Annotated in this window: 21 protein-coding genes; 11 read left to right on the forward strand and 10 right to left on the reverse strand. The window is 63.1% G+C overall.

What is annotated here, in order from left to right; genetic code table 11:
* The first annotated feature begins 59 nt into the window (after positions 1 to 59).
* Positions 60 to 1,166: a trypsin-like serine peptidase gene (locus QF015_RS04745; RefSeq protein ID WP_310201897.1), complete on the forward strand. Its 1,107-nt coding sequence runs from the start codon at positions 60 to 62 to the stop codon at positions 1,164 to 1,166.
* A 122-nt stretch (positions 1,167 to 1,288) separates the two neighbouring features.
* Here the strand turns inward: QF015_RS04745 and purH are convergent, their stop codons facing one another.
* Together purH and QF015_RS04755 are read right to left on the reverse strand one after the other, a co-directional pair.
* Positions 1,289 to 2,959: a bifunctional phosphoribosylaminoimidazolecarboxamide formyltransferase/IMP cyclohydrolase gene (gene purH, locus QF015_RS04750; RefSeq protein WP_310201899.1), complete on the reverse strand. Its 1,671-nt coding sequence runs from the start codon at positions 2,957 to 2,959 to the stop codon at positions 1,289 to 1,291.
* Between the two features lie 511 nt (positions 2,960 to 3,470).
* Positions 3,471 to 4,187: an endonuclease domain-containing protein gene (locus QF015_RS04755; protein WP_429387369.1), complete on the reverse strand. Its 717-nt coding sequence runs from the start codon at positions 4,185 to 4,187 to the stop codon at positions 3,471 to 3,473.
* A 471-nt stretch (positions 4,188 to 4,658) separates the two neighbouring features.
* Between QF015_RS04755 and QF015_RS04760 the strand changes: the two genes are divergently transcribed.
* Genes QF015_RS04760 through QF015_RS04770 form a run of 3 tightly spaced genes read left to right on the forward strand, consistent with a single transcriptional unit; the run spans position 4,659 to position 7,935 of the window.
* Positions 4,659 to 5,606 carry an N-acetylglucosamine kinase gene (locus QF015_RS04760; RefSeq protein ID WP_429387372.1) on the forward strand — a complete coding sequence of 316 codons (948 nt, stop codon included), beginning with the start codon at positions 4,659 to 4,661 and terminating at the stop codon, positions 5,604 to 5,606.
* Positions 5,581 to 6,531 (forward strand): N-acetylmuramic acid 6-phosphate etherase, encoded by a 951-nt coding sequence (murQ, locus tag QF015_RS04765; RefSeq protein ID WP_310201904.1) that lies wholly within the window; start codon positions 5,581 to 5,583, stop codon positions 6,529 to 6,531. Before QF015_RS04760 ends, murQ begins: the two co-directional genes overlap by 26 nt.
* A gap of 51 nt (positions 6,532 to 6,582) precedes the next feature.
* A complete protein-coding gene (locus QF015_RS04770; protein WP_310201905.1) occupies positions 6,583 to 7,935 on the forward strand; it encodes an MFS transporter in 1,353 nt (450 codons plus the stop codon).
* A gap of 70 nt (positions 7,936 to 8,005) precedes the next feature.
* Here the strand turns inward: QF015_RS04770 and QF015_RS04775 are convergent, their stop codons facing one another.
* Together QF015_RS04775 and purN are read right to left on the reverse strand one after the other, a co-directional pair.
* Positions 8,006 to 8,641, reverse strand: a complete 636-nt coding sequence (locus QF015_RS04775; protein ID WP_310201906.1) for an endonuclease domain-containing protein — start codon at positions 8,639 to 8,641, stop codon at positions 8,006 to 8,008.
* Between the two features lie 474 nt (positions 8,642 to 9,115).
* Entirely contained in the window at positions 9,116 to 9,682 is a 567-nt protein-coding gene (gene purN, locus QF015_RS04780) for a phosphoribosylglycinamide formyltransferase (protein ID WP_310201908.1), read from the reverse strand.
* An 11-nt stretch (positions 9,683 to 9,693) separates the two neighbouring features.
* Here purN and QF015_RS04785 point away from each other — a divergent pair, with 11 nt between their 5' ends.
* Positions 9,694 to 10,143 carry a hypothetical protein gene (locus tag QF015_RS04785; RefSeq protein WP_429387376.1) on the forward strand — a complete coding sequence of 150 codons (450 nt, stop codon included), beginning with the start codon at positions 9,694 to 9,696 and terminating at the stop codon, positions 10,141 to 10,143.
* Between the two features lie 26 nt (positions 10,144 to 10,169).
* On the opposite strand, the gene QF015_RS04790 is transcribed toward QF015_RS04785, so the two are convergent.
* The 4 genes from QF015_RS04790 to QF015_RS04805 form a co-directional block, all read right to left on the reverse strand.
* A complete protein-coding gene (locus QF015_RS04790) occupies positions 10,170 to 11,501 on the reverse strand; it encodes a cell division protein PerM (RefSeq protein WP_429387379.1) in 1,332 nt (443 codons plus the stop codon).
* A gap of 388 nt (positions 11,502 to 11,889) precedes the next feature.
* Positions 11,890 to 12,267 carry a hypothetical protein gene (locus QF015_RS04795; RefSeq protein ID WP_141283126.1) on the reverse strand — a complete coding sequence of 126 codons (378 nt, stop codon included), beginning with the start codon at positions 12,265 to 12,267 and terminating at the stop codon, positions 11,890 to 11,892.
* Positions 12,264 to 12,677, reverse strand: a complete 414-nt coding sequence (locus tag QF015_RS04800) for a J domain-containing protein (protein ID WP_429387804.1) — start codon at positions 12,675 to 12,677, stop codon at positions 12,264 to 12,266. The genes QF015_RS04795 and QF015_RS04800 overlap by 4 nt, the downstream gene beginning before the upstream one ends.
* Before the next feature lie 215 nt (positions 12,678 to 12,892).
* A complete protein-coding gene (locus tag QF015_RS04805; RefSeq protein WP_310201914.1) occupies positions 12,893 to 13,315 on the reverse strand; it encodes an Hsp20/alpha crystallin family protein in 423 nt (140 codons plus the stop codon).
* A gap of 142 nt (positions 13,316 to 13,457) precedes the next feature.
* Between QF015_RS04805 and QF015_RS04810 the strand changes: the two genes are divergently transcribed.
* Together QF015_RS04810 and QF015_RS04815 are read left to right on the forward strand one after the other, a co-directional pair.
* Positions 13,458 to 13,913, forward strand: coding sequence for a MerR family transcriptional regulator (locus QF015_RS04810; RefSeq protein WP_310201916.1), 456 nt, complete (start codon positions 13,458 to 13,460; stop codon positions 13,911 to 13,913).
* Positions 13,914 to 14,105: 192 nt separating this feature from the next.
* Positions 14,106 to 15,020: a hypothetical protein gene (locus tag QF015_RS04815; protein WP_429387383.1), complete on the forward strand. Its 915-nt coding sequence runs from the start codon at positions 14,106 to 14,108 to the stop codon at positions 15,018 to 15,020.
* A 109-nt stretch (positions 15,021 to 15,129) separates the two neighbouring features.
* On the opposite strand, the gene QF015_RS04820 is transcribed toward QF015_RS04815, so the two are convergent.
* Positions 15,130 to 16,665 (reverse strand): FG-GAP-like repeat-containing protein, encoded by a 1,536-nt coding sequence (locus tag QF015_RS04820; RefSeq protein ID WP_429387386.1) that lies wholly within the window; start codon positions 16,663 to 16,665, stop codon positions 15,130 to 15,132.
* Between the two features lie 431 nt (positions 16,666 to 17,096).
* Positions 17,097 to 18,923 (reverse strand): FG-GAP-like repeat-containing protein, encoded by a 1,827-nt coding sequence (locus tag QF015_RS04825; protein ID WP_429387389.1) that lies wholly within the window; start codon positions 18,921 to 18,923, stop codon positions 17,097 to 17,099.
* Between the two features lie 230 nt (positions 18,924 to 19,153).
* Between QF015_RS04825 and QF015_RS04830 the strand changes: the two genes are divergently transcribed.
* The 4 genes from QF015_RS04830 to QF015_RS04845 all read left to right on the forward strand — a co-directional run bounded on the left by QF015_RS04830 (position 19,154) and on the right by QF015_RS04845 (position 23,434).
* A complete protein-coding gene (locus QF015_RS04830) occupies positions 19,154 to 20,320 on the forward strand; it encodes a glycosyltransferase family 4 protein (RefSeq protein ID WP_429387392.1) in 1,167 nt (388 codons plus the stop codon).
* On the forward strand, positions 20,317 to 21,723 hold the full coding sequence (locus tag QF015_RS04835) for a UDP-glucose dehydrogenase family protein (RefSeq protein WP_429387393.1): 1,407 nt from the start codon (positions 20,317 to 20,319) through the stop codon (positions 21,721 to 21,723). Before QF015_RS04830 ends, QF015_RS04835 begins: the two co-directional genes overlap by 4 nt.
* Before the next feature lie 468 nt (positions 21,724 to 22,191).
* The gene (locus QF015_RS04840; protein WP_429387395.1) at positions 22,192 to 22,596 is read left to right on the forward strand and encodes a hypothetical protein; all 405 of its coding nucleotides are present in this window, start codon (positions 22,192 to 22,194) and stop codon (positions 22,594 to 22,596) included.
* 85 nt (positions 22,597 to 22,681) lie between these two features.
* Positions 22,682 to 23,434 carry a tyrosine-protein phosphatase gene (locus tag QF015_RS04845; protein ID WP_429387398.1) on the forward strand — a complete coding sequence of 251 codons (753 nt, stop codon included), beginning with the start codon at positions 22,682 to 22,684 and terminating at the stop codon, positions 23,432 to 23,434.
* Positions 23,435 to 23,498 lie beyond the last annotated feature (64 nt).

Consider the following 23,498-nt stretch of genomic DNA (forward strand, 5'->3'; position numbering starts at 1 on the left):
CCGCACGCCAAAGGGGCCCGGCCGCTTGACTGAGAAGTGACAGCAACTTATCACAAAGTGTGAAACATCTCTTTACAAACTTGTCATACGCAGGATACCTTCGATTCCGTCAGTCGGCGGTCGCCATCACTGGCCGCCTCACTCCCTCGATAGGTAGGAACAACGTGACGAAAACCAAGACCCTGGCCACAAGCCTGCTGAGTCTGTCCGCTGCCGCAATCCTGGCGCTGGTTGGAACCACCAGCGCAAACGCGGCACCGGTGAAGAACGCAGATTCCAGCGGCGCTACGGTCAGCAGCCATGCAGTGTCGGACGCCGGCTCTGCAGACTACTGGACGCCGGAACGCATGAAGAACGCCAAGTCCGGCGAGATCCTCGCGGCCAAAGCACTTGACCGCAGCAAGCTCCTCAACCTCGGCAAAGCCCCGGTCACCGAAGCCCCGGGCGCCGTCAGCAGCATCGCGGGCCAGCAGGCCACCACCGAGTCCACCACCATCGACCGCAAGGTCAACCAGAGCGAAACCCCCGTCAAGCACATCGGCAAGGTCTTCTTCACCCTGGGCGGCGCCAACTACGTCTGCTCCGGCAACTCCGTCACCGCAGCCAACAAGAGCACCGTCTCCACCGCCGGGCACTGCGTCAACGAAGGCCCCGGCGCTTACGCCACCAATTTCGTCTTCGTGCCGGCCTACCTCAACGGTGCCGCACCCTACGGGAAGTGGACGGCAAAGGCGCTGTACTCCCCCAGCCAGTGGGCTTCCAACGGCAACATGCAGTACGACACCGCATTCGCCGTGCTCAACACCCTCAACGGCCAGAAGCTCGCGGACGTCGTCGGCTCCTCCGGAGTCCAGTTCAACGCCGCCCGCGGCCTGAGCTACAAGTCCTTCGGCTACCCGGCAGGCTCACCCTTCAACGGCGAATCGCTCAAGAGCTGCTCCGGCACCGCCACCAACGATCCCTACAACCCGCAGTTCAACAGCCAGGGAATCCCCTGCAACATGACCGGTGGTTCCTCGGGCGGTCCTTGGTTCATCGGCAACAGCTCCTCCGGCTACCAGAACTCCGTGAACAGCTACGGCTACGGCAGCAACTCCACCACCATGTACGGCCCGTACTGGGGCACCGTCATCCAGTCCACCTACACCACGGCTGCGGCTTCGTAACGGACCCTCTTTTGCTGGCACGTCCCTGTTAAGTACGTGCGCAACAAGCACGACGGCGGCCGTCCCCTACCGGGGGCGGCCGCCGTTGCGTTTCTACTGGCTTTTGGGCTGTTGCCCGTCTTTCAGTGGAAGAAGTGGCGTGCGCCCGTGAAGTACATCGTGATGCCGGCAGCGTTGGCTGCGGCGATGACCTCTTCGTCGCGGACGGAACCGCCCGGCTGGACCACGGCGCGGACACCGGCGTCGATGAGGATCTGCAGGCCGTCAGCGAACGGGAAGAACGCGTCGGAGGCCGCAACGGCACCGCGTGCGCGCTCAGGTGCGTCAGAGCCGCTGGCGTTGGACGCACCGCCGGCACCTTCGACGTCGGACTCTACCTTCACGCCCAACGTGTTGGCGCGCTCGACGGCCAGGCGGCAGGAGTCCAGGCGGTTGACCTGGCCCATGCCGATGCCCACGGCTGCACCGTGGTTGGCGATCAGGATGGCGTTGGACTTGGCGGCGCGGCACGCAGTCCATGCGAACGCGAGGTCCGCGAGGGTTGCCTCGTCTGCAGCTTCGCCTGCGGCAAGGGTCCAGTTGGCGGGGTTGTCGCCGTCGGCGTCCACCTTGTCGCTCATCTGGACCAGGACGCCACCGGACACCTGGCGCATTTCGGCCGGGTAGCGGCCGTAGCCTTCGGGCAGGGCGAGCAGGCGGATGTTCTTCTTCTTGGAGAGGATCTCCACGGCCTCCGGCTCGAAGTCCGGGGCGATGACAACCTCGGTGAAGATGTCGGCAACCGTGCGGGCCATGCCGGCGGTGACGGTGCGGTTCGCAGCGATGACGCCACCGAAAGCGGAGACGGGATCGCAGGCGTGGGCCTTGGCGTGGGCGTCGGCGATCGGATCCGCAGCGTCAGCAGAACCGACGGCGACACCGCACGGGTTGGCGTGCTTGATGACCGCGACAGCGGGCTCGGCAAAGTCGAAGGCGGCGCGCAGGGCGGCGTCGGCGTCGACGAAGTTGTTGTAGCTCATGGCCTTGCCGTGCAGCTGGTCGGCCTGGGCGATGCCGGCCGGGGCAGCCTTGTCCACGTAGAGTGCGGCCTGCTGGTGCGGGTTTTCGCCGTAGCGGAGGACCTCGGAACGCTCCAGAGCCAGGCCGGCGTAGGCGGGCCAGTCAATGACGCCGTCGCCATCTTCGTCCAGGAACTGGCTGGCGGTCCAGGTGGCCACGGCGTTGTCGTAGCTGGCCGTGTGTGCGAAGGCCTTGGCGGCCAGTCGGCGACGGGTGTTCAGGTCGAAACCGCCATGTGCTGCGGCGTCGACAACTGCGCCGTAGAAGTTCGGGTCCGTGACGATGGCTACGGCGGCGTGGTTCTTCGCGGCCGAACGCACCATGGCGGGGCCTCCGATGTCGATCTGCTCAACAACGTCATCCTGCGCTGCGCCGGACTTCACGGTCTCGACGAACGGGTACAGGTTCACCACCACGAGGTCGAAGGTTTCGATCTCCATGCCGGCGAGGGTGTCCATGTGCGCCGGGACGCGACGGTCGGCCAGGATGCCGCCGTGCACACGCGGGTGCAGGGTCTTGACGCGGCCGTCCAGCATTTCCGGGGAGCCGGTGACTTCTTCGACTTCCTTGACCGGGATGCCTGCGGCGGCGATCTTCTTGGCGGTGGAGCCGGTGGAAACAATGGCGACGCCTGCTGCGTGCAGGCCCTTCGCGAGCTCCTCCAGTCCCGTCTTGTCGTAAACCGAGATCAGTGCACGGCGGATGGGAACACGGTCAAGCTGCGTCAAGCTCACAAAAGTCTCCGTCTTAGTTCGCGTAGATGTCGCGGATGGTGGGATACGGAGAGTTTATCGCGTTTCGTGGTTGGTCCCGTTTTGCGTCCTCACGTTCCTTGCGTTGCGAGGCCCGCTCTGCACCCATCACCCTCCCCACCCCCTGCACACCAGGCCCCACAAATCACCCCCCCTTGCGTTGCGAGGCCCGCTCTGCACCCATCGCCCTCCCCAACCCCTGCACACCAGGCCCAACAAATCACCCCCCTGCATTGCCAGGCCCGCTCTGCACCCACCACCCTCCCCAACCCCTGCACACCAGGCCCCACAAATCACCCCCCTGCATTGCCAGGCCCGCTCTGCACCCATCACCCTCCCCAACCCCTGCACACCAGGCCCCACAAATCACCCCCCTGCATTGCCAGGCCCACTCCGCACCCACCACCCTCCCCAACCCCTGCACACCAGGCCCCACAAATCACCCCCCTGCATTGCCAGGCCCGCTCTGCACCCACCACCCCGTGCGTGAGAATTACGACGCCGGGCCTCCCCACCCGCGCGACACCAACGCATCGCGCACCTTACGTTCGGCGTTGGCCCATCCACCTTTCATCTGGACATCGGAGAACCTGAGCACGATCCAGCCCATGGCTCGAAGCCGGTCGTCACGTTCGATGTCTTTACCCCACTGCACGGGATCGGAGCGGTGATGGTCCCCCTCGTACTCCATGGCAATTTTGTACTCCTTGTACTGGAGGTCCGGCGTGGATACGTATCTACCGTGTTCATCGAAGATGGGCTGCGTGGCCGCTGGCTCCGGCAGGCCGGCGTCGACGATTTTCAACCGCAGCCGGGATTCCTGCGGAGAGTCGACCCCAACGCGCAGCAACGGCAGTATCTCCCGGGCCATCCTGATTCCCTTGACCTTGGGTCGCCGGTCAATGACTTCCTGGATCGCCTCGATGGAGGACAACGGGTTCTCCCGGGCCAACAGAAAGTCGCCGGCGGCCACAAGCGAAGACCGCCCCATATGCCGGGCCAAATCCATCCAGGTCCACTCGGGCGACGTCAAATGGACCCCGTTCACTACACGAACATCCCTGGCCAAGAGCGGCGCCCGATGCCCGACCACACCGCGACGCTTGACCCGCCCAATCTCGTGTCGTCGCGTCACATGGATAACGCCGTTGTTGCCCTCCTCCTCCAGGTAAATCGGAAGCGGGATCGACCAGAGGAGCGCTGCGGTCACATGGCTCACCGCACATCTGGGAGTGACGGCCGTGTGCAGCCGTGCAAGCAACGCCACCTTTGGGCTATCGCTGCGGTTAAGCCGGATTCCCCGGCTGGGTGTGACGAGGCCCGCCGATTGCAGCCTCCCGCGTGGCACGCCAGCCGCGTACGCATCTCTGACAAGGAAGCCTTCCGGGTCGATCTCCGACGGCAGAGGCGTTGGTTTCAGCATTGGACCATGCTTGCCGGAAACGGTCGGCGGCGTTGCGTTATCCACAGATTTGGCCCCTGAGCGGCACTGTGACTGTTCCTCCACAGAAGTTGCGCCCGCGTTGCCCACCCACTGCGAGGCCCACTCTGCAGGCAAAGCGCGACGCATACCCTGCAGAACAGGCCTCACAACGCAGAGCCCACCCACTGCGAGGCCCACTCTGCAGCCAAAGAGCGACCCATACCCTGCAGATCGGGCCTCACAACATAGGGTTGATTCATGGAAGCCCCCACCAATGTTGTTCTCGTTGCCGATGTAGGGAAGAGCCGCTGCCGCGTGGAGTTGCGCAGCGGCGACGAATTGCTGGGCGCCGCTGACCGGCACGGCTTCCCCGGGGTGCATGTGGAGAACGGGCCCACGCTCGCGTTCGACCTCCTGCTCGAGACCGTCGCCCAGCTGCCGCCCGGGCTCCCGGTGAGCACCCTGACGGGTATTGGTGCAGCTGTGGCCGGCGTTGAGGCCTCCGCGGAAAAGTCGCAGGAACTCGCCACCATGTTGGCCCAGAGATTCAGTGTCCCCGCCGCGGTCCTCTCCGACGCCACGGCAGCACAACTCGGCGCACTCCAAGGCGCTCCCGGGACCACCTTGATCGTGGGGACCGGCGCCGTGGCCTTCCGCTTCGACGAAGCCGGGGTGCTGCACCGGGCGGACGGCTGGGGACCCTACCTCGGCGATCGGGGCAGCGGACGCTGGATCGGCCAGCAAGGACTCCAGGCAGTTCTTGAAGCGCACGACGGCGGCCCTGCCACATCGCTGTCGGCTGCGGCCGGCGCCCTGGTCGAGTCACCGGAGATGCTCCCGGGCTGGCTCGCGGCCAACGAGAACCCCTACCGGGCGATGGCCCGGTTCGCGCCGCTGGTTCTGCACGCAGCGGAGGCGGGTGACACCGTCGCGCATGACATCATCGGCAAGGCATGCCGCATCCTGACCCACACGGTGAAGCTCGCGAGCGGCGCCGAGGCCGGCACACCCCGCGTGGCGATGCTGGGTGGAGTGGTGGGATCGGACTTCTTTGCTGCGCTCTTGCGGAAGTCCCTCGCTTCGGCTGGGATTGAGGTGGTGGCCCCGCTCGGCGATGGCTTGGACGGTGCTGCCCTCGCTGCGACGCGCCGCGGGCTCCTCCAGGAAAGGTACATCCACCGTGACGGAACAAACTGGCCCGACTAACGCCGACAAACTCGCGGGCCTCCGCACGGAACTCGCCGGATTGCAGACCGAGGCCACAGCCGAAGGCCTGGAGAATCTGGACATCCTGGGCACCGAAGAATTGGTTGCCGCGATGCTCGCTCACAGTGCAGGAGTACACGCTGCCGTTGAGGCTGCGAGCCCTGCCATTGTTCAAACCGTCGACGCCGTTGCGGAGCGGCTTCAGCGCGGCGGGCGCCTTTTGTACGTGGGAGCGGGAACGGCCGGACGGTTGGGTGTGCTCGATGCGAGCGAGTGCCCGCCGACGTTCGGCACCCCGCCGGGACTCGTCGTCGGGCTCATCGCCGGCGGCACCAAAGCCATCCAACATCCGGTGGAGTACGCAGAGGACAACGCAACGGCCGGCGCGCGCGACCTACACGACATCAACGTCACTGAAGCCGACGCCGTCGTGGGTATCACTGCCTCCGGAAGGACGCCGTACGTGATCGGCGCGCTGGAGGAAGCCCGGAAGAGGGGCGCGTTTACGGCGTCGCTGGCGTGCAACAAGGGCTCGGCCGTGAGTCACGTGGCGGATGCGGCGATCGAGGTTGTGGTGGGTCCTGAGTTCATTGCTGGCTCCACCAGGCTGAATTCGGGGACCGCCCAGAAACTTGTCCTCAACATGATCAGCACGCTGGTGATGGTGAAGCTCGGCAAGACGTACGGGAACCTGATGGTGGATCTCCGGGCAACGAACGAGAAGTTGCTCGCCCGTTCGCAGCGGACCGTCCAGCACGCCACCGGCGTGTCTGCGCAAGAAGCCGCCGCGGCGTTGGACTCCGTTGGCGGTTCGGTCAAGGCGGCCATTTTGGTGCTCCTGACGGGCATCGACGCTGGTCAGGCCAAGGATGCGCTGGAAGAAGCCGGTGGATTCCTGCGACGGGCGATCGAAAACCAGAAGTAACGCGAACGGCGGCGTTCGGCCCAGCGCATAAAGTTGCCTGCAGGAGGGCAAATGAATACATACACAGCCGTGCCCAGCGGCGAACAAGTTGTGCAGGAACTGCCATGGCGGTGGAAGGTCCAAGGACGGATTTTCGTGATCGGCGGGCTCGGGTTCATGTTCGACGCCTGGGATGTCACGCTCAACGGCATCCTGATTCCGTTGCTGTCCAAGCACTGGTCCCTGCAACCTGCTGACGCTGCGTGGATTGGCACGGCCAATCTGATTGGCATGGCCGTGGGCGCGTTCGCCTGGGGAACCATTGCCGACACTATCGGGCGCAAGAAAGCTTTCACGGCCACCCTCCTGATCTTCAGCATCTTCACGGTTCTCGGTGCGTTTGCCCCGGACATCGTGTGGTTCTGCATCTTCCGTTTCATGGCTGGCTTCGGCCTGGGCGGTTGCATCCCGGTGGACTATGCGTTGGTGGGTGAGTTCACGCCGCGCAAGCAAAGGGGCAAGGTGCTCACGGCCATGGACGGCTGGTGGCCCGTGGGGGCCGCGCTGTGTGGCTTTATCTCCGCCGGGCTGGTTGCGGCCTTTGGCGACTGGCGGCTCACGATGCTGATCATGGTGCTGCCCGCGCTGCTGGTGTTCTGGGTGCGTCGTTCAGTCCCCGAGTCGCCGTTGTTCCTGATCCGTGCGGGCCGACGTGCTGAGGCGGCTGCGGTGATTGATGGTTTGGTGGAGGCCACGGGCGCTTCGCCGCGCGCGTACAGCCTGCCCGAACCGCAGGCAGCGCCCCGCCTCTCCCCCGGCAGCGCCTGGGCACAGCTGCGCCGGATCTGGCAGTTCAACTGGAAGATCACGACCGCCGCCTGGGCCTTGTTCTTCAGCATCCTCTTGGTCTACTACCTGTCGCTGACGTGGATGCCGCGCATTCTCATCGGGGCCGGGTTCGAGGAGTACAAGGCGTTCGTCACGACGGCGGGTATGGCCGCCGTCGGGCTTCTGGGCGTGGTGGTCGCAGCGCTGCTGGTGGAACGGGTAGGCCGCAAATGGATCCTGGCCATCACCGGTCCGTTGTCCGCCCTGACGCTGGTGATCGTGGCTTTCGTGGTGGACGTGCCTTCAGCTGCCGTGTTCTGGCTGCTGGTGTTCGGGTTCGTGGTCCAGGTGGCCATCCCCGTCCTCTACGCCTACGTCTCCGAGCTGTACCCGACGGAACTCCGCGGCTCGGGCTTCGGCTGGGCCTCGACGTTCTCCCGCATCGGCGCGGGCTTTGGGCCCTTGGTGTTCGCCTCGTTCTTCTGGCCGGAGTTCGGGTTGGCGACGTCCTTCGCCCTTGCCGGCGGCCTGGTACTGCTGTCCGTGCTATGGATGGCGTTCTTCGCACCGGAGACGAAGCAGCGGGTCCTCGAGTAAGCGCCCGCTCCCACCCAACTGAGTCGCAGTAGAGCGCGTTTTGACGACTCAAAACGCGCTCTACTGCGACTTACTTGGGTGACCAGCCGCGGTGTTCGAGCGCCCGCCGCACCTTGGCCACGGCGGACCTCGCATCGTTGCCCATGTGCCGCTTCGAGATCCTCACGAGGGTCCACCCGGCACGGCTGAAGTCTTCTTCCCGGGCTATGTCCCGGACAATCTGCTTCGGATCTGAATGACCCTCACCTTCGTATTCCACGGCAACGCGCTGTTCGCGATACGCCAGGTCCGGTTGACGTACGACGCCGGGACTCAGTTCCGTGGGCACGTTGACTTCCGCTGTGGGCAGCCCAGCCCTCGTCAGCGCCAGCCTAAGTCGCGTTTCGGGCGCTGAGTCGGCACCCACGCAGGCTTGTTCCAAAGCGAGGCGGGCCTTGCGAATACCCGGTGTCCCCCAGTGCCGGTCCAGCATCTCCTCCAGCTCATCCATGGTGCAGTACGGCGAACTGCGTCCTTCCAATTCCGGCCTGGGAATCCGGATCAAATGGTCCGCCACGACGGTGATCTCGTTGATGTCCATCTTCCGGGCGCAGTCCAGCCATGTCCGAGCCCGGCTGGTGATAATGAGGCCGTTGAGCCGGGTGATCTCATCCTCGAAAAACTGCCCCCGATGTCCCACCACTCCGGCTCGGCGGGGAATCGACATGGTGTCCGGGCGGGAAATGTGAATACCAGGGCCGTTGCTTCCGGGCAGGAAACCTGGAAACCCCCACAGCAGAAAGGCAGTGGCATGGGATGCCGCGGAGAATGGCGTGACCAGAGTGAACGGGCGAACCATGTCCGCGAAGGCGTGCTCTGTTTCCGGACGAGGGACTCGAATCGCCCGGCTCGGCGAGTCCAGACCATGGTGACTTAACCGCCGTCGGGATATCCCGGCGGCAACTGCTTCATGCCAAGTGAATGGCATCGACGAGAGTGGTTCGGGCATCGGCCGAGGAGTCTTCATGCCCCATGCTGACAAACATCACCGTGCCTATGCGGCGTTATCCACAGGCGCAAGATACCGTACGGCAACCAAGTAGCAGCACAGCGCGTTTTGAGGGCTCTAAACGCGCTTAAATGCGACTCAGTTGGGTGGCACGAGCTACTTGGGCGCGGCGGGCTACTTGAGTACAGCGAGCTACTCGGCTGCGGCGAGGTCTGCGAGGGTCTGGACCAGCAGGCGGCGCTCGACTACCTTGATGCGCTCGTGCAGGGATTCTTCGGAATCCTCCGGAAGCACGGTGACGGCTTCCTGGGCAATGATGGGCCCGGTGTCCACTCCGGCGTCGGCCCAGTGGACGGTGCAGCCCGTGACCTTCACGCCGTAGGCCATGGCGTCGCGGACTCCGTGGGCGCCGGGGAAGGACGGGAGGAGCGCCGGGTGCGTGTTGACGTACTTGCCGTCGAAAGCGTTGATGAAGTCTTCGCTGACAATCCTCATGAATCCGGAGGACACCACGACGTCCGGGCTGTAGGAAAGCACCTTCTCGCGCAAGGCGGTGTCCCACTCCGCGCGGGTTTCGAAGGAATTGAAGTTGACTACGAACGTCTCAATGCCGGCCTCGTCGGAGCGCTCCACGCCGTAGGTGTCGGGGCGGTCGGCCCCGACCGCGGCGATCTCGACATCCAGTTCACCCGACTTCACGGCGTCGATGACTGCCTGAAGATTGGAACCGGTACCGGAGACGAGGACAACAATGCGCATTGCACTAGCTTATGGGCGGCTCGCGTAGGCTGGAAAACATGAATCCCGACGTCGGTCCCAAGCCGAGCCAGCAACCCCGCTCCGAGGCCGAAAAGTCCGCCCTCGGCGTGACCCAGATCCTGTTCCGCGCCTTCCTGTTGACGGCTTTGGGCGCGTTCTTCGTGTTCTCCCTGAACGTGAATTACGTGTGGTTGAGTGCCATCCTGACGCTCGCGGGTTTGGTGCTGGGCGTGGTGGTGCTGGTGCGGACGCTGAAGTACAAGCACCCGCGCTTGATTCTCTTCGGGACGATCTCCGGCCTCATCGTTTCGGCCGTCATGTGCCTGCTGATCCTGACGTCGGTCCTGTTCTTCAACCAGGTCAGCACCTATCAGGATTGCTCGCGCGGGGCGTTGACGGAATCCGCCAAGACACAGTGCATGACGCAGCTCGAGAATTCGATGCCACGCCCGCTCCGGTAGCCCAGCGCTAAAGTGAGCAGACCCGCTTAGGCGTGTTCGTCGTCGTACTCTGTTTCGTCGAGGTTGGCCTCGCGCAGCTTCTGGCGGCGTTCCAGCCACGGCCCCACTGCGTAGCCAATCACGACGCCGATGCCCACCTCCGCGGCCAGCCAGACTGCCGTCCACAGCGGGTGGGGTCCGATCTCCGTGAGCCGCCCAATGCCGGCCGAACCGCGGGCGATCCATGCCAAGGTCCCGCCGAGGAGCCCCGCAACGGCGCCAATGAAAGCGCCCAGGAACAAGGTTGAGGCGGTGGCCGTGAACCAGCGGGCTTTGATCTTGATGGAGAGCCACTCGTCGAAGTGGTTCTCGCCCTCGCGGAGGAACCACCAGCCAGCCAGGATTCCGGCGACGACGGGCAGCGCGAGTGCCATGGCACCGGCGTCGAGCTGCCCGGCGGGAAGTGCGCCGAGGACCGGGACGGCCGGGAGCGGTCCGACCGCCGTGCCCAACGGACCCGCCGTGGAGCCAACGCCGAGCGAGAAGCCCGCGCCTGATGACCATGCCAGGGCGAAGATCACGAGGTTCGGCAGGAAACCCAGCTGGGCGATGGTAAGGACTGCTCCGCCGAACGCGCCGGCTTGGATGCCTTCGTAGACAGCGATGATGTCCGTCCAGTGCCACACGATGGTCACGGCCAACAGCACCGCGGCCATACAAACGGAGGCCATAGCCGCAACAAAGCCGGCCTTCAACCCCGAGCCCACGTAGGAGCCGGCCCAGCGCGAGTGCTGGCTCGTCTTGGCGAGCCAGGCAACGGCGTCGACGCCGATCAGTCGGCTCCACGAGCCGGCCTCGCGTCGGGCGCCAACAATCATGCCCAAGCCGAACGAAATCAGCGGAATGGTCATGGCGAACCACAGATTGATAACGACTTCGGAGGTGCGGCACACGAATCCGGTGGCTGCCCCGAACGCTGCGTACACAACGAACGCGCCGAGGAAGGCCTGCCAGAGCTGGTCAGTGTAGGAGGCCCGGGCCAGTCGACGACCCGCGCGCCACGCAAGCAGGAAAGGGATGAGCGTCAGACCCAGCGGAATGAGCGACAGCAGACCCGAGCCTGGCTGGGCCGCTGTGCCGATATTGACCTGGGCCAACTCCAACGGAACACCGTGGATCAGCAGCCACGCCTGGCCACCCAAACGCGCCAGGGAGTCTACGTTCCGGTCCTGGAAACCGTCGGTGGTCCACACTCCCACCAACGGCAGCACCACCACGATGGCCGAAATGAACGCTGCTTGCGCCGCTTCCAAACCACCCTGCAGCCAAAGGGGCATCGGGAGGCCACGGTTTCCGGTCTGATCAGCGCGCAGTTTCATCGTGATCTATCGTGCCATGGCAGGCCGCTCCCACCCCGCAGGCACCCCTGAAATACAGCGATTTCCAGCGCTTTTTCCGTGCAGCCGCCGTAAGATGGGAGGTGTTCTCCCGGGGCAGGAGCCCTCAACAACGACCTCGACTCCGCCCCCACCTGCACAGACTTTGCACAGACTTTGAAAGGCCCGGAAACAATCGAAGCCGGGAACTAGGAGCGGCCAATGAATAGGTGTCACAACTCATAGCAGAAAGTCGTACTAGCAGCTGGTGCAGCCGCCTTGGGATTCTTTCCTTAGGCTGCACCAGCCTTCTTTTTGTCTGCCACCTTCCGCCGAGCGGCGACCGTCTCGGCACGCTTACTGCCGAGAGCCAACCCCTCGGGTGAGCCCACTAAAGCTGCGGCCCGTAGATGAATTCCTTGGCGTGGTTGACGGCTTTCTTGAACGCGTCGTTCCGGAGTGTCACCTGCTCTCGACTCGCTCCCCCGCTGGGTTCCAGGAACGTGGTGGGTCCAGGCCGCAGCATCCAAATATCGCCGGCTGGAGGAAGGTAGAAGACGCCGAAGGATCTGTGCTCGGGGTCGTCGGTCCAGATAGGAACGACCGCCACGGCAGCGCCCGTATCAGGGTTGATCCACTGGGCACGGGGCATGGGCTGCTCATGGACCTCGGGATCGAGGAACGGTGCGGTCCCCCTCCCCCAGCGTTTCTCGAAGCGTTCGTAGAACGCCGGGATGATGTGGCCGTCGTAGGGACGCCAAGCACTCATGAATGGCTCCTTGGTATTTTGTGAATGGGGGACAAAGGTTCCCATCTGGTTGGACCGAAGGACAACGGCGGCTGCTCTCGATCGTGCGCCCCTGGCCCCTCCGACTGGTGCCGATGAACTCGCACTTTGACCGGCGTTCCCGAGGCCCGGGCAGGCAGACCAGAGCGCGCACGATCGTAGGCCGCCCGCTTGCTTGGGTCCGACAAAACGACGTACGCCTGCATGATGGCGTGTAGTTCCTGAAGGTCGCCCGCTGAGGTAGTGTCGCCGTCGTCGACTTTTTGCCGCGTGTCCGGGTGATGCGCCCGAAGCAGCGCACGGTAGGCGCGGGCGATTTCACGGGCCGTCGCTTGCGGCGACACGTTCAGGATGGCGTAGTAGTCAGGTTTGGTGTTCACTGCCGTTTCCATCTTTGCCACTGATTGGGGATGGCCCCCGGCGCGAGCCGAGGGCCATCCGATCGGGAGACGACGTCAGGGGTCGCTTTTTCCTCTGCGCGACAAGCGCTGTGGCGTGGCGCGAAGCCTGCGCCCACTATTCCGATGCTGCGACCGATCGGAGGCTCCCGGTCCGGCGCTCCGCTGATGGGCCACCCCCGGGCGAACCCTCCAGCGGAGCGGACGGTTTATGCGTTGATTTCCTGCCTTTGCTCATTGGACGTGATCTCGATGCGCCGTGGCTTTGCCTTCTCGGCGACGGGGATGCGGAGTGTCAGCACACCAGCGTCGTAGCTGGCCTTGATGCCATCAGTGTCCAAAGTGTCGCCCAGGATCAGTTGCCGGCTGAAGACCCCTTGGGGCCGTTCGGCAGCGATCATCTCCGTGTTCTCGCCGGCGGGCGACTTCCGTTCTGCCTTCACTGTGAGGACATTGCGCTCCACGTCGAGGTCAACGGTCTCCGGATCCACCCCTGGCAAATCGAAGGCAACAACGAATTGTCCGTCCTCCTGCCATGCATCCATCGGCATTCCGGCCGGGCGTGCTGTTGTGCCAAAAACCTGTTGGGCGAGCCTGTCGAATTCGCGGAACGGGTCAGTGCGCATCAGCATTTGGTTCTCACTCCTTAGATTTTGATGCTGACTCTGTTGTGGTCCCAGCCTTCCAGATCTGCGGTGGCTGGTATAGATTTTTTATAGCACCGGTGAGAGAGTAGTGCAAGTAGGTTTTCGGAAGATTTTGGAGAGGTTTCGGATGGCTGATTCGAACAGTTCCGTTGAGGAGCACGACGGCGGACTGGTCGCCGCCTCAGCCGACGGCGGGTCGGGTTCTGCGGACGAAGGCGGGTCCGCGTCTGCCGGCGACCGGGACGCGCTGGGCGTCTACGCGATCTCCGTTGCAGCTGAGCTCGTAGGTACAGGCCAGCAGAACCTTCGGCTGTACGAACGCAAAGGTCTCCTCACCCCCGAAAGGACCGACGGCGGCACCCGCCGTTACAGCGAACGGAACCTGGCGACGCTGCGCCGGATCGGGGTGTTGCTGGATGAGGGATTGAACCTGGCCGGCGTGAAGCTGGTGCTGGAGCTGGAGGCCGAGAACCGAGGGTTGACGGAGGACAACCGAGGGTTGGCCGAAGACAACGAAGGGTTGCGGGAAGACAACCGGGGGCTGCGGAAGGATTTGAAAAGGGCGCGGGGTGATGCAGGCTGACTTCAAGACGGTGAGTCCCGCTCAATTTGCCGGCAGTCGGGTTTTGGAAGGTGAGAACAACTCCGCTTCTTGAATAAACGAAAGTAAGGCATCACATAAAAGACTTGGCTCTGATGGGCCACGTTATGAAAAGCAGTTTATTGCCTCGTGTCTTTTATGGAGAGATTCTTCCAGCTCTGCAATAGTGATGCCATGACAACTCCAGAGCTTCCGGGGGCGGGCTCACAGCAGCCTTCGCCCCATCCCCAGCATCCTCAATTCGCACAAGGGCAACCTCAATATCCACAGGGCCCAGGTGTACCGCTGTACTCTGACCAGGTTCCGCCGCCTAATACGAAGAAACAGCTCAACATAGTCGGTCTGATTGCACTCATAACAGCCGTACTGGGATTCATTTTCGCGTGCGTTCCAGGCGCTCTGATCGTTGGCTGGGTCTTGCTGCCTATCGCATTCATCCTGGCCATCGTCTCCCTTTTCTTGAAAGACAAAGCCAAGTGGATGGGAGTCACTGCACTTATCACGTCAGTCGTTGGCACGATTGTTGGAGTTGTTGTCTTTACCGCTGTTGTAGCGACCTCTTTTGACAACGCATTCGGCAGCGGCGACACCAAAGTTGTGGAGCCGTCCAAAGACGGGGCCACTGAGGGCGGGGCCACGACGAACGCGTCCGCGAAGGCCGGCACCCGCGAAAGCCCTTATCCCATCGGCTCAGTCATTGAGTCCAAGGATTGGCGGGTAGTCATTAACTCGGTCACTTTGGCGGCGACCGATGCCGTAGTGGCAGCCAACCAATTCAACAAAGCACCCGCTGCCGGGTCTGAGTACATCTTGGTTAACTACTCCGCGACTTACCTCGGAGATGATGCCAACGGACAAATGCCGGCCTTTGTATCAGTCGACTACGTCACTGCCGATGGAAACACGGTTGACGGCACCAAAACTTTCGCCGTGGCACCCGAGTCAATCGACAGCATGAGTACGCTCTACAAGGGTGCCACAGCAACGGGCAATAAAGCCTTCGAGGTTCCTAGCGCGACTGCTGGACAAGGCGTCCTCGCGGTCCGTGCAGGAATGCTCGGTGACAAAGTATTCGTAGCGACCAAATAGACGAGGCAACGGCAAAACCCCCGACTGCAGGGACCGCACTTGGAGAATGGATTGAACGTCGACTCTCAGCAGTGAAGTTCACTTCAGCGGGGGTTTTGCCGTTTTTACATCAGAGAATTGCGGTCATGCCGTTCCAGCCCTGGCCAATGACACTTCCAATGGGCCATTTCGCCCCGCCGCTGCCGGAGAAGAGCCACAATGCGCCGGACGAATCGCGAGCCATGATGTCCGCTTTTCGATCGCCGCTGAAGTCACCCGTTGCGAAGAGTGCCGTCATGCCATTCCATCCCTGGCCGTACTGCACTTGGGGCAACCAGCCGCCTGCACCGTTTCCTGGGTAGAGCCAGAGCCGCCCACCGGCATCCCGTGCCATAACGTCGGAGGCACCGTCGGTATTAAAGTCGCCCACGCCCACGACGTCCGTCATGGATGACCAACCAGAACCGATCTGGACCCTGGTCAGCCAGCCGCCCTTGCCATTTCCTGGGTACAACCACAAGACGCCGCTACCGTCCCGTGCCGCAACGTCCATGTTGCCGTCGCCGTTGAAATCACCTGCAGAGGTGATTGCGGTCATGCCACTCCAACCCACGCCGATCTGCATACGTGGCAACCAACCGGCAGAGCCGTTCCCGCCATAGAGCCACAGCACGCCGGACGAGTCGCGGGCAAGCACATCTGAAGAGCCGTCACCGTTGAAATCGCCAGGAGTAACCATGGACGTCATAACGTTCCAGCCTTGGCCGACTTGGCGCCTGTCGAGCCAACCGCCAGCACCATCCCCCGGGTAGAGCCAGAGGACGCCGGAGCCGTCACGCGCCAAAACGTCTGCATTTCGATCGTTGTTGAAATCGTTCTTCACGGGTCTGGGATCAGCAGACTGAACAACCGTCACCGAAGCACTTCCCTGATTCGCCACGTAGGTTGCGCCCGTGTACTCGTGGACCGCAACGGCTACAGGGTGAACTCCGGTTCGAACAACTGACGAGGTGTTGGATGAGTCGATGACGGAGACACCCCCACGGCTCAAGGGGGCATATGTTCTGTGGCGCGTGGAATCGACGGCCAATGCGGTGGGCTCGCTCGGGATGCTAATCTGGGCGATCTTCTGCCTCGTTGCCGGATCGACCAACACAATCGACGAACTGCCACTAGCACTCAGGGACTCGACATAAACAATACCGGTCCAGGAATCCACAGCCACCTTCCCGAAAGTCTCATCCTGCCGGTACAGAAAGCTTGCATAGGCCGAGTCTTCAACGATTCCCAGATCGCTTTGTGGACGGCCAAGATAACTTCCCGCGAGGGTTTGGAAAACCTCGTTGGTCCGGGTGTTGACGGCATGGTCAATCGCATCGCCCCCGCCCAACACATAAACGTTCTTGAAGTTTGTCTGTCCGTCGATGACCGTGAGAACGCCACCGTTGGTTGGGACGAACACCCTGTTTCGCGATGAGTCGACGACCACGCCGCCAGGAACGGACCCGTAGTAGGGGATGTCCACCGCCGAATGGCCCGCCCACGGATCAATAACAGTGATTCCATTGCCGTAGGCTACGTACACCTTTCGGGTGTCCTTATTGACGGCAATCTTGCGGGGGTTGGGCCCTGATTTTACGCGGCCCGCAATTGAGGCACCGTTCATAATCACTACCGACCCGTTGGCGCCAGCTTGGCCGTCAACACTGACGTAGGCTGTGCTGCTGCCGAAAGTGGCAACCCCCTGCGCCGGGCCGCCCACGTCTACCGTCGTGACTTTTCTTGTTTTTGCCTCGATCACTGACACCCCACTGTCAGTAGCGACATAAACGTCTCCGTTGTCGGCCACCGCTATGTCGTGGGGGGACTTCCCAACCGGTATGTCAAACGAGGTCGAGTCAGCATTAGCGGGCGCGCCAGCCAACAGCGAAAGGCCCAGTGAGGCAATGACAACGAGCGCAAACGTGGTGCGCTTAGCTCGGAACTTTCCGGCACCAGGCACGGCGGATTTGGACGCGGCAGAACCCAAGGAGACCCTCAGAGAAGTGAGACGCGACTGTCGCGCCGATGAGCGGAGTCTACAGCGTGTGACCTGAACTACAGAATCGCCGTCATCCCGTTCCACCCCGTGCCAACGCGGGATGGCGAAGGCCATGCCAGTCCCCCGCTGCCCGTGTACAGCCACAGCTCGCCCGCGGCGTTCCGGGCCAGGATGTCCGCACGTCCATCTCCGTCGAAGTCACCCGGACCAACCAGCGAGTTCATGACGTTCCAGCCCTGGCCGATTGCCCGCTGCGGCAGCCAGCCACCTGAGCCGTTGCCTGGGTAGAGCCAGAGCACGCCGGAAGAATCACGGGCGGCAATATCGGGCGTGCCGTCGCTGTTGAAGTCACCGACGCCGGTTATCTCAGACATACCGTTCCACCCCGTGCCCACCTGGATGGCAGACAGCCAACCGCCAGAGCCGTTACCCCGGTACACCCACAGAACGCCTGAGGCGGTACGGGCAGCGATGTCCACGAAGGTGTCGCCGTTGAAGTCACCGACCGATTCGATCGCGGTCATTCCAGCCCAGCCTGTGCCCACCTGCACGCGGGGCAGCCAGCCACTCGATCCATTGCCCGGGTAGAGCCACAGCAGCCCTCCGCCGTCACGGGCAAGGACGTCGGCGTTCCCGTCGCCATTGAAGTCGCCGGGAGCAACCAGAGCTGTCATCACGTTCCAGCCCTGCCCTACCTGCACGCGGGTCAGCCACCCGCCTGATCCGTCGCCTGGATAGAGCCACAGGACGCCGGAAGCTTCTCGAGCCAAAACGTCAGTGAACCCATCGCCGTTGAAATCATTCTTGACAGGCCGCTCCACGGTCCCGTCGATGATTCGCACAGAGGCGGTGCCGTAGCTGACGATGTAAGCCTTGTTAGTGGAGGTGTTGACGGCAGCGGAGACCGGTTCACTGCCTGTGTAAACGGCGTAGCTGCTGTTGCTCTGGCCATCGATGATGAGAGTGCCACCGCCGGCTGTAGGAACGTAGACCTTATTGCTCGCGGGGTTCACTTCGATCTCGCTGACACGCGTGGCGGTGCTGATGGTGGTCACTTCCGTGAAGGTCGCCCCATCAATGATTTTCACAAAGCCGTCAGTTGAAGCACTGTCTGCGGCTACGTATATCTTGTTCGTCCCAGGATTAACCGCGAGAGCGCCGACGGTCTGCGAGAACGTGAGGCTCCCCCCACTCGAGTCCGTTGCGCCGTCGATCACGGAGAGCCGAGGCCCGAACCTGCTGATCGTCGTGATGTACAGCTTGTTGGTCGTCTCATTCATCGCAGCGCCGAGGATGCCTGCGCCGATGACGATTGTTGAGGACAGAGTGCCAGTGGCCGTGAGGACTTTGATGGTCCCGCCGGATAGAACGTAGACCTTGCCCGTCACCTGATTGACCAGGATGTCTCCCGCACCCGCGTCGAAAGGCACGGAGGTAGTGGTGTTGGTAGCCCCATCAATGATGGTCACGCCGGTCTTCACGGCCACGTAGATCTTGTTGTTCGTCTCGTTCACAGCCACGACGCGCGGCTCAGCACCCACAGGAACCCAACTGACCGCACCGGAGACCCCGTTGACAACAGCGACGGAGCCACCAATCTCGCTGACGTAAATCTTGTTGGTCACCGGGTTCACGGCAACGTCCACGGGCATGTCTCCCGAGTACAGGAGGCCCCCGTCGGATGTTCCGTTGATGACCGAAACGCCTTCGAATGAGGCAACGTACGCCTTGTTCGTCACAGGGTTCACGGCGATGGCACCAGGTTTGTCGCCTACAGGAACGATGTCCGTGACCGCATCTGCTGCGGCCGGCGGAAGAGGCGAACCAAAGGTTCCCAACAACAGCGCCAGCCCCAATCCGACGGCGACACTACCAGCCGCCACCCGTCGCCGCCGTCGTACGCCAACCCGCCGTCGTACTCCAAGCGCACGCGAATTATCCCCAGCAGCAAACATGGCAAGACCCCCAGAAGTCATGACGCCCCAGCGCGTCGGTGAAGCAGAGTCTACGCGCGCACCCGGACAAAACAGACCCCCACCTGTTAACCCACTCTTCCTCCACAGGCCACCCGTTCGAACCCGCGCAGCCAACCGCCCCGACCACCGTTGAAGGCGTGAGGATCGCAATCGTCGCCGAATCATTCCTGCCACTGATGAATGGGGTAACCCACTCGATACTGCGGGTGCTGGAGCATCTGCAGGAGCGCGGGGATGAGGTGATGGTGATCGCGCCGTCGACGTCGGACACTGATGTTTCGAGCGTCGAGAAGGGTGCGTATGTGCACCGGCTTCCTTCGGTGCCGCTGGCTGGTTACACGAATGTGCGGGTTGCGTTGGGTGGTGTGAATCGGGTCAAGCGAATCCTTGCCGATTTTTCCCCCGACGTTGTTCATCTGGCCTCACCTTTCGTCCTCGGCTGGCGCGCCGTGCAGGCCGCCCACCAGCTCGGCATCCCGACCGTGGCGATCTACCAAACCGAGGTTCCCAGCTACGCCGCCCGCTATGGCGTGCCGTTCCTGGAGAATTGGGCCTGGAACCGCGTGGACAACATCCACCTCCTGGCCACCCGAACCCTTGTGCCGTCCACGTTCGCGCTGAACCAGTTGCGTGGGCGCGGCATCCTGCGCGTGGACATGTGGCGCCGCGGTGTGGATACCGCGCGATTCAACCCCGCAAAACGCTCGACGGCGTGGCGCCGCTCTGTAGCGCCCGACGGTCACCGGATCATCGGCTACGTCGGCCGGCTCGCCGTCGAGAAGCAGGTTGAGGATCTCGCGGTGCTGGCGGATCTACCCAACACGAAGCTGGTGATTGTGGGCGATGGTCCGCAGCGCGCAGCCCTGGAGGCGCAGCTTCCGAACGCTGTATTTGCGGGCTTCCTCGGCGGCGATGCCCTGGCCGAGGCCGTTGCGAGCTTCGACCTCTTCGTCCATCCCGGCGAGTTCGAGACGTTCTGCCAGACCATTCAGGAAGCCATGGCATCGGGCGTTCCCGTGGTCGCGACCGGACGCGGCGGCCCCTTGGACCTCGTCGAAAACTCCCGGACCGGCTGGCTGTACGAGCCCGGAAACCTCACCCAGTTGCGCAGTTACGCGCAGGACCTGATCGGCGACGACGCCAAGCGCCGCGCGTTCGCCACGGCGGCAACGGCCTCGGTCCAAGGACGGACGTGGCCTGTCCTCAGCGCCGACCTGGTCCGTCACTACACCGAAGTCATCGCCTCCTTTTCCCGGGAAAACGGGCCCACAGAACTCACCTCAAGCAAAGGACCCTCCTCATGAAGATTTCCGTGATCGGCTGCGGCTACCTCGGCGCAGTGCACGCAGCAACGCTCGCTTCGATGGGTCACACCGTGGTGGGCATCGACGTCGATTCCTCCAAGGTGGAGCAGCTGAACAAAGCTGTAGCACCGTTCCACGAGCCCGGTTTGGACGAGCTCCTCAAAGACGGCCGCACCACGGGGCGCCTGGTGTTCACCTCCGATTTCTCCGCTGCCGCCGATGCCCAGGTTCACTTCCTTTGCGTGGGCACCCCTCAGTCCAAAACCTCCGACACCGCGGACCTCTCCTACCTGATGGGCGCCACGAAGAGCCTCCTGCCGCATCTGGCGAAGGGTGCCGCCGTCGTCGGTAAATCGACGGTGCCGGTAGGCACGGTGGAGACGCTTCGCGCGATCCTGGCCCGACGCGCCGACGTGCTGCTCGGTTGGAACCCCGAGTTCCTGCGGCAGGGCACGGCGGTGAAGGATTCGTTGGTTCCCGACCGGCTGGTCTACGGCGTCCCGGGCGGCACGGGCACTGCTGCCGGCGCTCCGGTGACCGCCGTTCTGGACGCCGTCTACGAACCGCTGATCTGCGCCGGTATCCCGCGGCTGGTCTGCAATTTCGCGACGGCGGAACTCATCAAGTCTGCGTCGAACGCATTCCTGGCCACGAAGGTCAGCTTCATCAATGCGATGGCGGAGTTGTGTGACGCGTCGGGCGCTGACGTGAGCGAGCTCAGCGAGGCGATGGGGCTGGATCCGCGCATCGGCAACCGGTACCTGCACGCCGGGCTCGGCTTCGGCGGGGGCTGCCTGCCCAAGGACATCCGGTCCTTCCGGGCCCAGGCACGTGAGCTTTCGGTGCCCTCCGTGGACGAGTGGATGGCCCTGGTAGATTCGGTGAACCTGGACCAGCGATCCCGTGCTGTGGAGGTTGCCCGCGAGATGTGCCGCGGGTTCCTGTCCGGCCGCACGGTGACCATCCTCGGCGCCGCGTTCAAGCCCGACACCGACGACATCCGCGACTCCCCCGCCCTGGACGTCGCCCAGCAACTCGCTTCGGCCGGCGCCCACGTCACCGTCACCGACCCCAAAGCCATCAACAACGCCTGGATCCGCTACCCGCAGATCCGCTTCGAGGCCTCCACCAAGCGCGCCCTCGAAGGCGCCGAACTGGTTCTGCTGCTGACCGAATGGGACGAATACGTTTCGCTGTCACCTTCCGAAATTGGAGCGCTGGTACGACGCCGGATGGTGCTGGACGCACGAAACGTTCTGGACGCCGAGGCTTGGCGGAGTGCCGGTTGGACGGTCCGCGGGTTGGGGACGGGTGCGTCGGTGGTTGCTGGCGAACGTGGCGACGCTGGGGTCAGGGCTGCTGCGTCGGGGCGTGCCGGTGGGAAGAAGCACGCGCGGGCTTGAGCCCTGGGCGTTGGCGTGCCGCTTGTAACGTGGGCGGGACGCCGAGTCATAGATAACTTATCCTCCCCTTGCTGTTTCGCCGAGTGTTATGGTCACAGCACGCGCCATCGCATCGGCGCATCTACAAGGGGGCAATAATTGAAAAAGGGTTCTATTCGCACGGCTAAAAACCGGCATTTCCTAGGCAAGTCATTCTTGACTCAAGGACGGAAGACGCTGGGGTTGCTGGCAATCACATCGCTGCTGGTGATGACCGCAGCCTGCGGTCAAGGAGCGACGACCAACGCCAGCTCGGTGAACAGCACAACCGTAACAACTTCTGCTTCGGCGACGCCGACACCCAGCAAGGTCGCTGGGACGGCCTGTACAACCGAGAAGGCGACTCAAACTTCTTCCGGTGAGACGTACATCTGCGCAGTTGACCGCGCCGGCGGACTAATGTGGTTGGACTCAGCAACCGCCAAAAAATTGTCCGATGACCGAGCGGCGGAGGCGGCCGCGAAAGCTGCGGCCGAAAAGGCGGCGGCGGACAAGGCTGCCGCGGATAAGGCCACTGCAGACAAAGCTGCCGCTGATCAAGCAGCGGCGGCTCAAGCAGCTGCAGCAAAGGCAGCCGCCGACAAGGCCGCTGCTGACAAAGCCGTGGCGGACGCAGCAACTGCCAAGCTTGTTCCCAAAGCTGTTCCGGCGGCGCCGCAGGCACAGAGTAACTGCGACCCGAATTACTCGGGTTGCGTTCCCGTTGCATCCGACGTCGATTGCGCCGGAGGCAGTGGCAATGGTCCGGCATATGTGCGGGGACCGGTGACAGTTACTGGATCCGACATTTATGGTCTGGATAACGACAAAGACGGAGTCGGCTGCGAGAAGTAGTTGTCGTGGGGGTGACCGTGCCGAGAGGCTGCGGCCACCCCCACGCTGCACGCGAGGGCTTGAGCCCTTTTGCTTTACTTGGGGCATGGAAGAGTCTGACACTAAGGACCGCGCCCTACGAGTTGATGGTCTCGTCAACGCACGCGATCTTGGCGGTCTGGAACGTTCAGACGGAACGATGACACCTCCAGGAGTATTTTTCCGGAGCGACAACGCGGACCGGATCAGCCCCGACGGTTGGCAGCAAATCTTCAAGGCCGGGATCCGTACCGTCGTCGATCTTCGCCAACCGGGGGAACGTGAAAAGGATGTCCAGGCACGTCCAGCCTGGCTCACCACAATCAACGTGGATCTCGACGGTCTTGAGAACACCGATTTCTGGGCCAACTATTGGGACAACGGCCTAGTGGGCACCGCGCTGTACTTCCTGCCCCACCTCAATGAGATGCCCGAACGAGCGGGAACTGCGGTCTCAGCCATAGTCAATGCACCGCCGGGCGGCGTCCTCTTTCACTGCATGGGTGGCCGGGACCGGACCGGCATCATTGCCATGATTCTGCTTTCGGCCGTGAACGCCGATACCGAGGAAATCGTTGATGACTACCTCGAGACTGTCAGGCTGGGCGACGTCCAAGCCGCCAGCGGCAACAGGAACAGTGCTGAATGCTTACTGAATGAACTCTGCGAGCGCCACGGGACCACCACGGAAGGGGCCTTCCGAGCGGCTTTGGCCGGGTTCAACGTGTCCGGCTTCATGGAAGCGGCGAATCTCCCCGAAGGTGATCGCGCCGCTCTAGTCACCTGGCGCGGCAGCATCCCAAACTCGGAAGTGCCCTGACGGCGGGGCGTTGATCCAGCCGCCCGCCGAAGGTGGCGATCGAGTTTTGGCTTCGGCGCGCTTT

Source organism: Paenarthrobacter sp. TE4293 (assembly GCF_050435325.1).
Classification (GTDB): Bacteria; Actinomycetota; Actinomycetes; order Actinomycetales; family Micrococcaceae; genus Arthrobacter; species Arthrobacter nitroguajacolicus_C.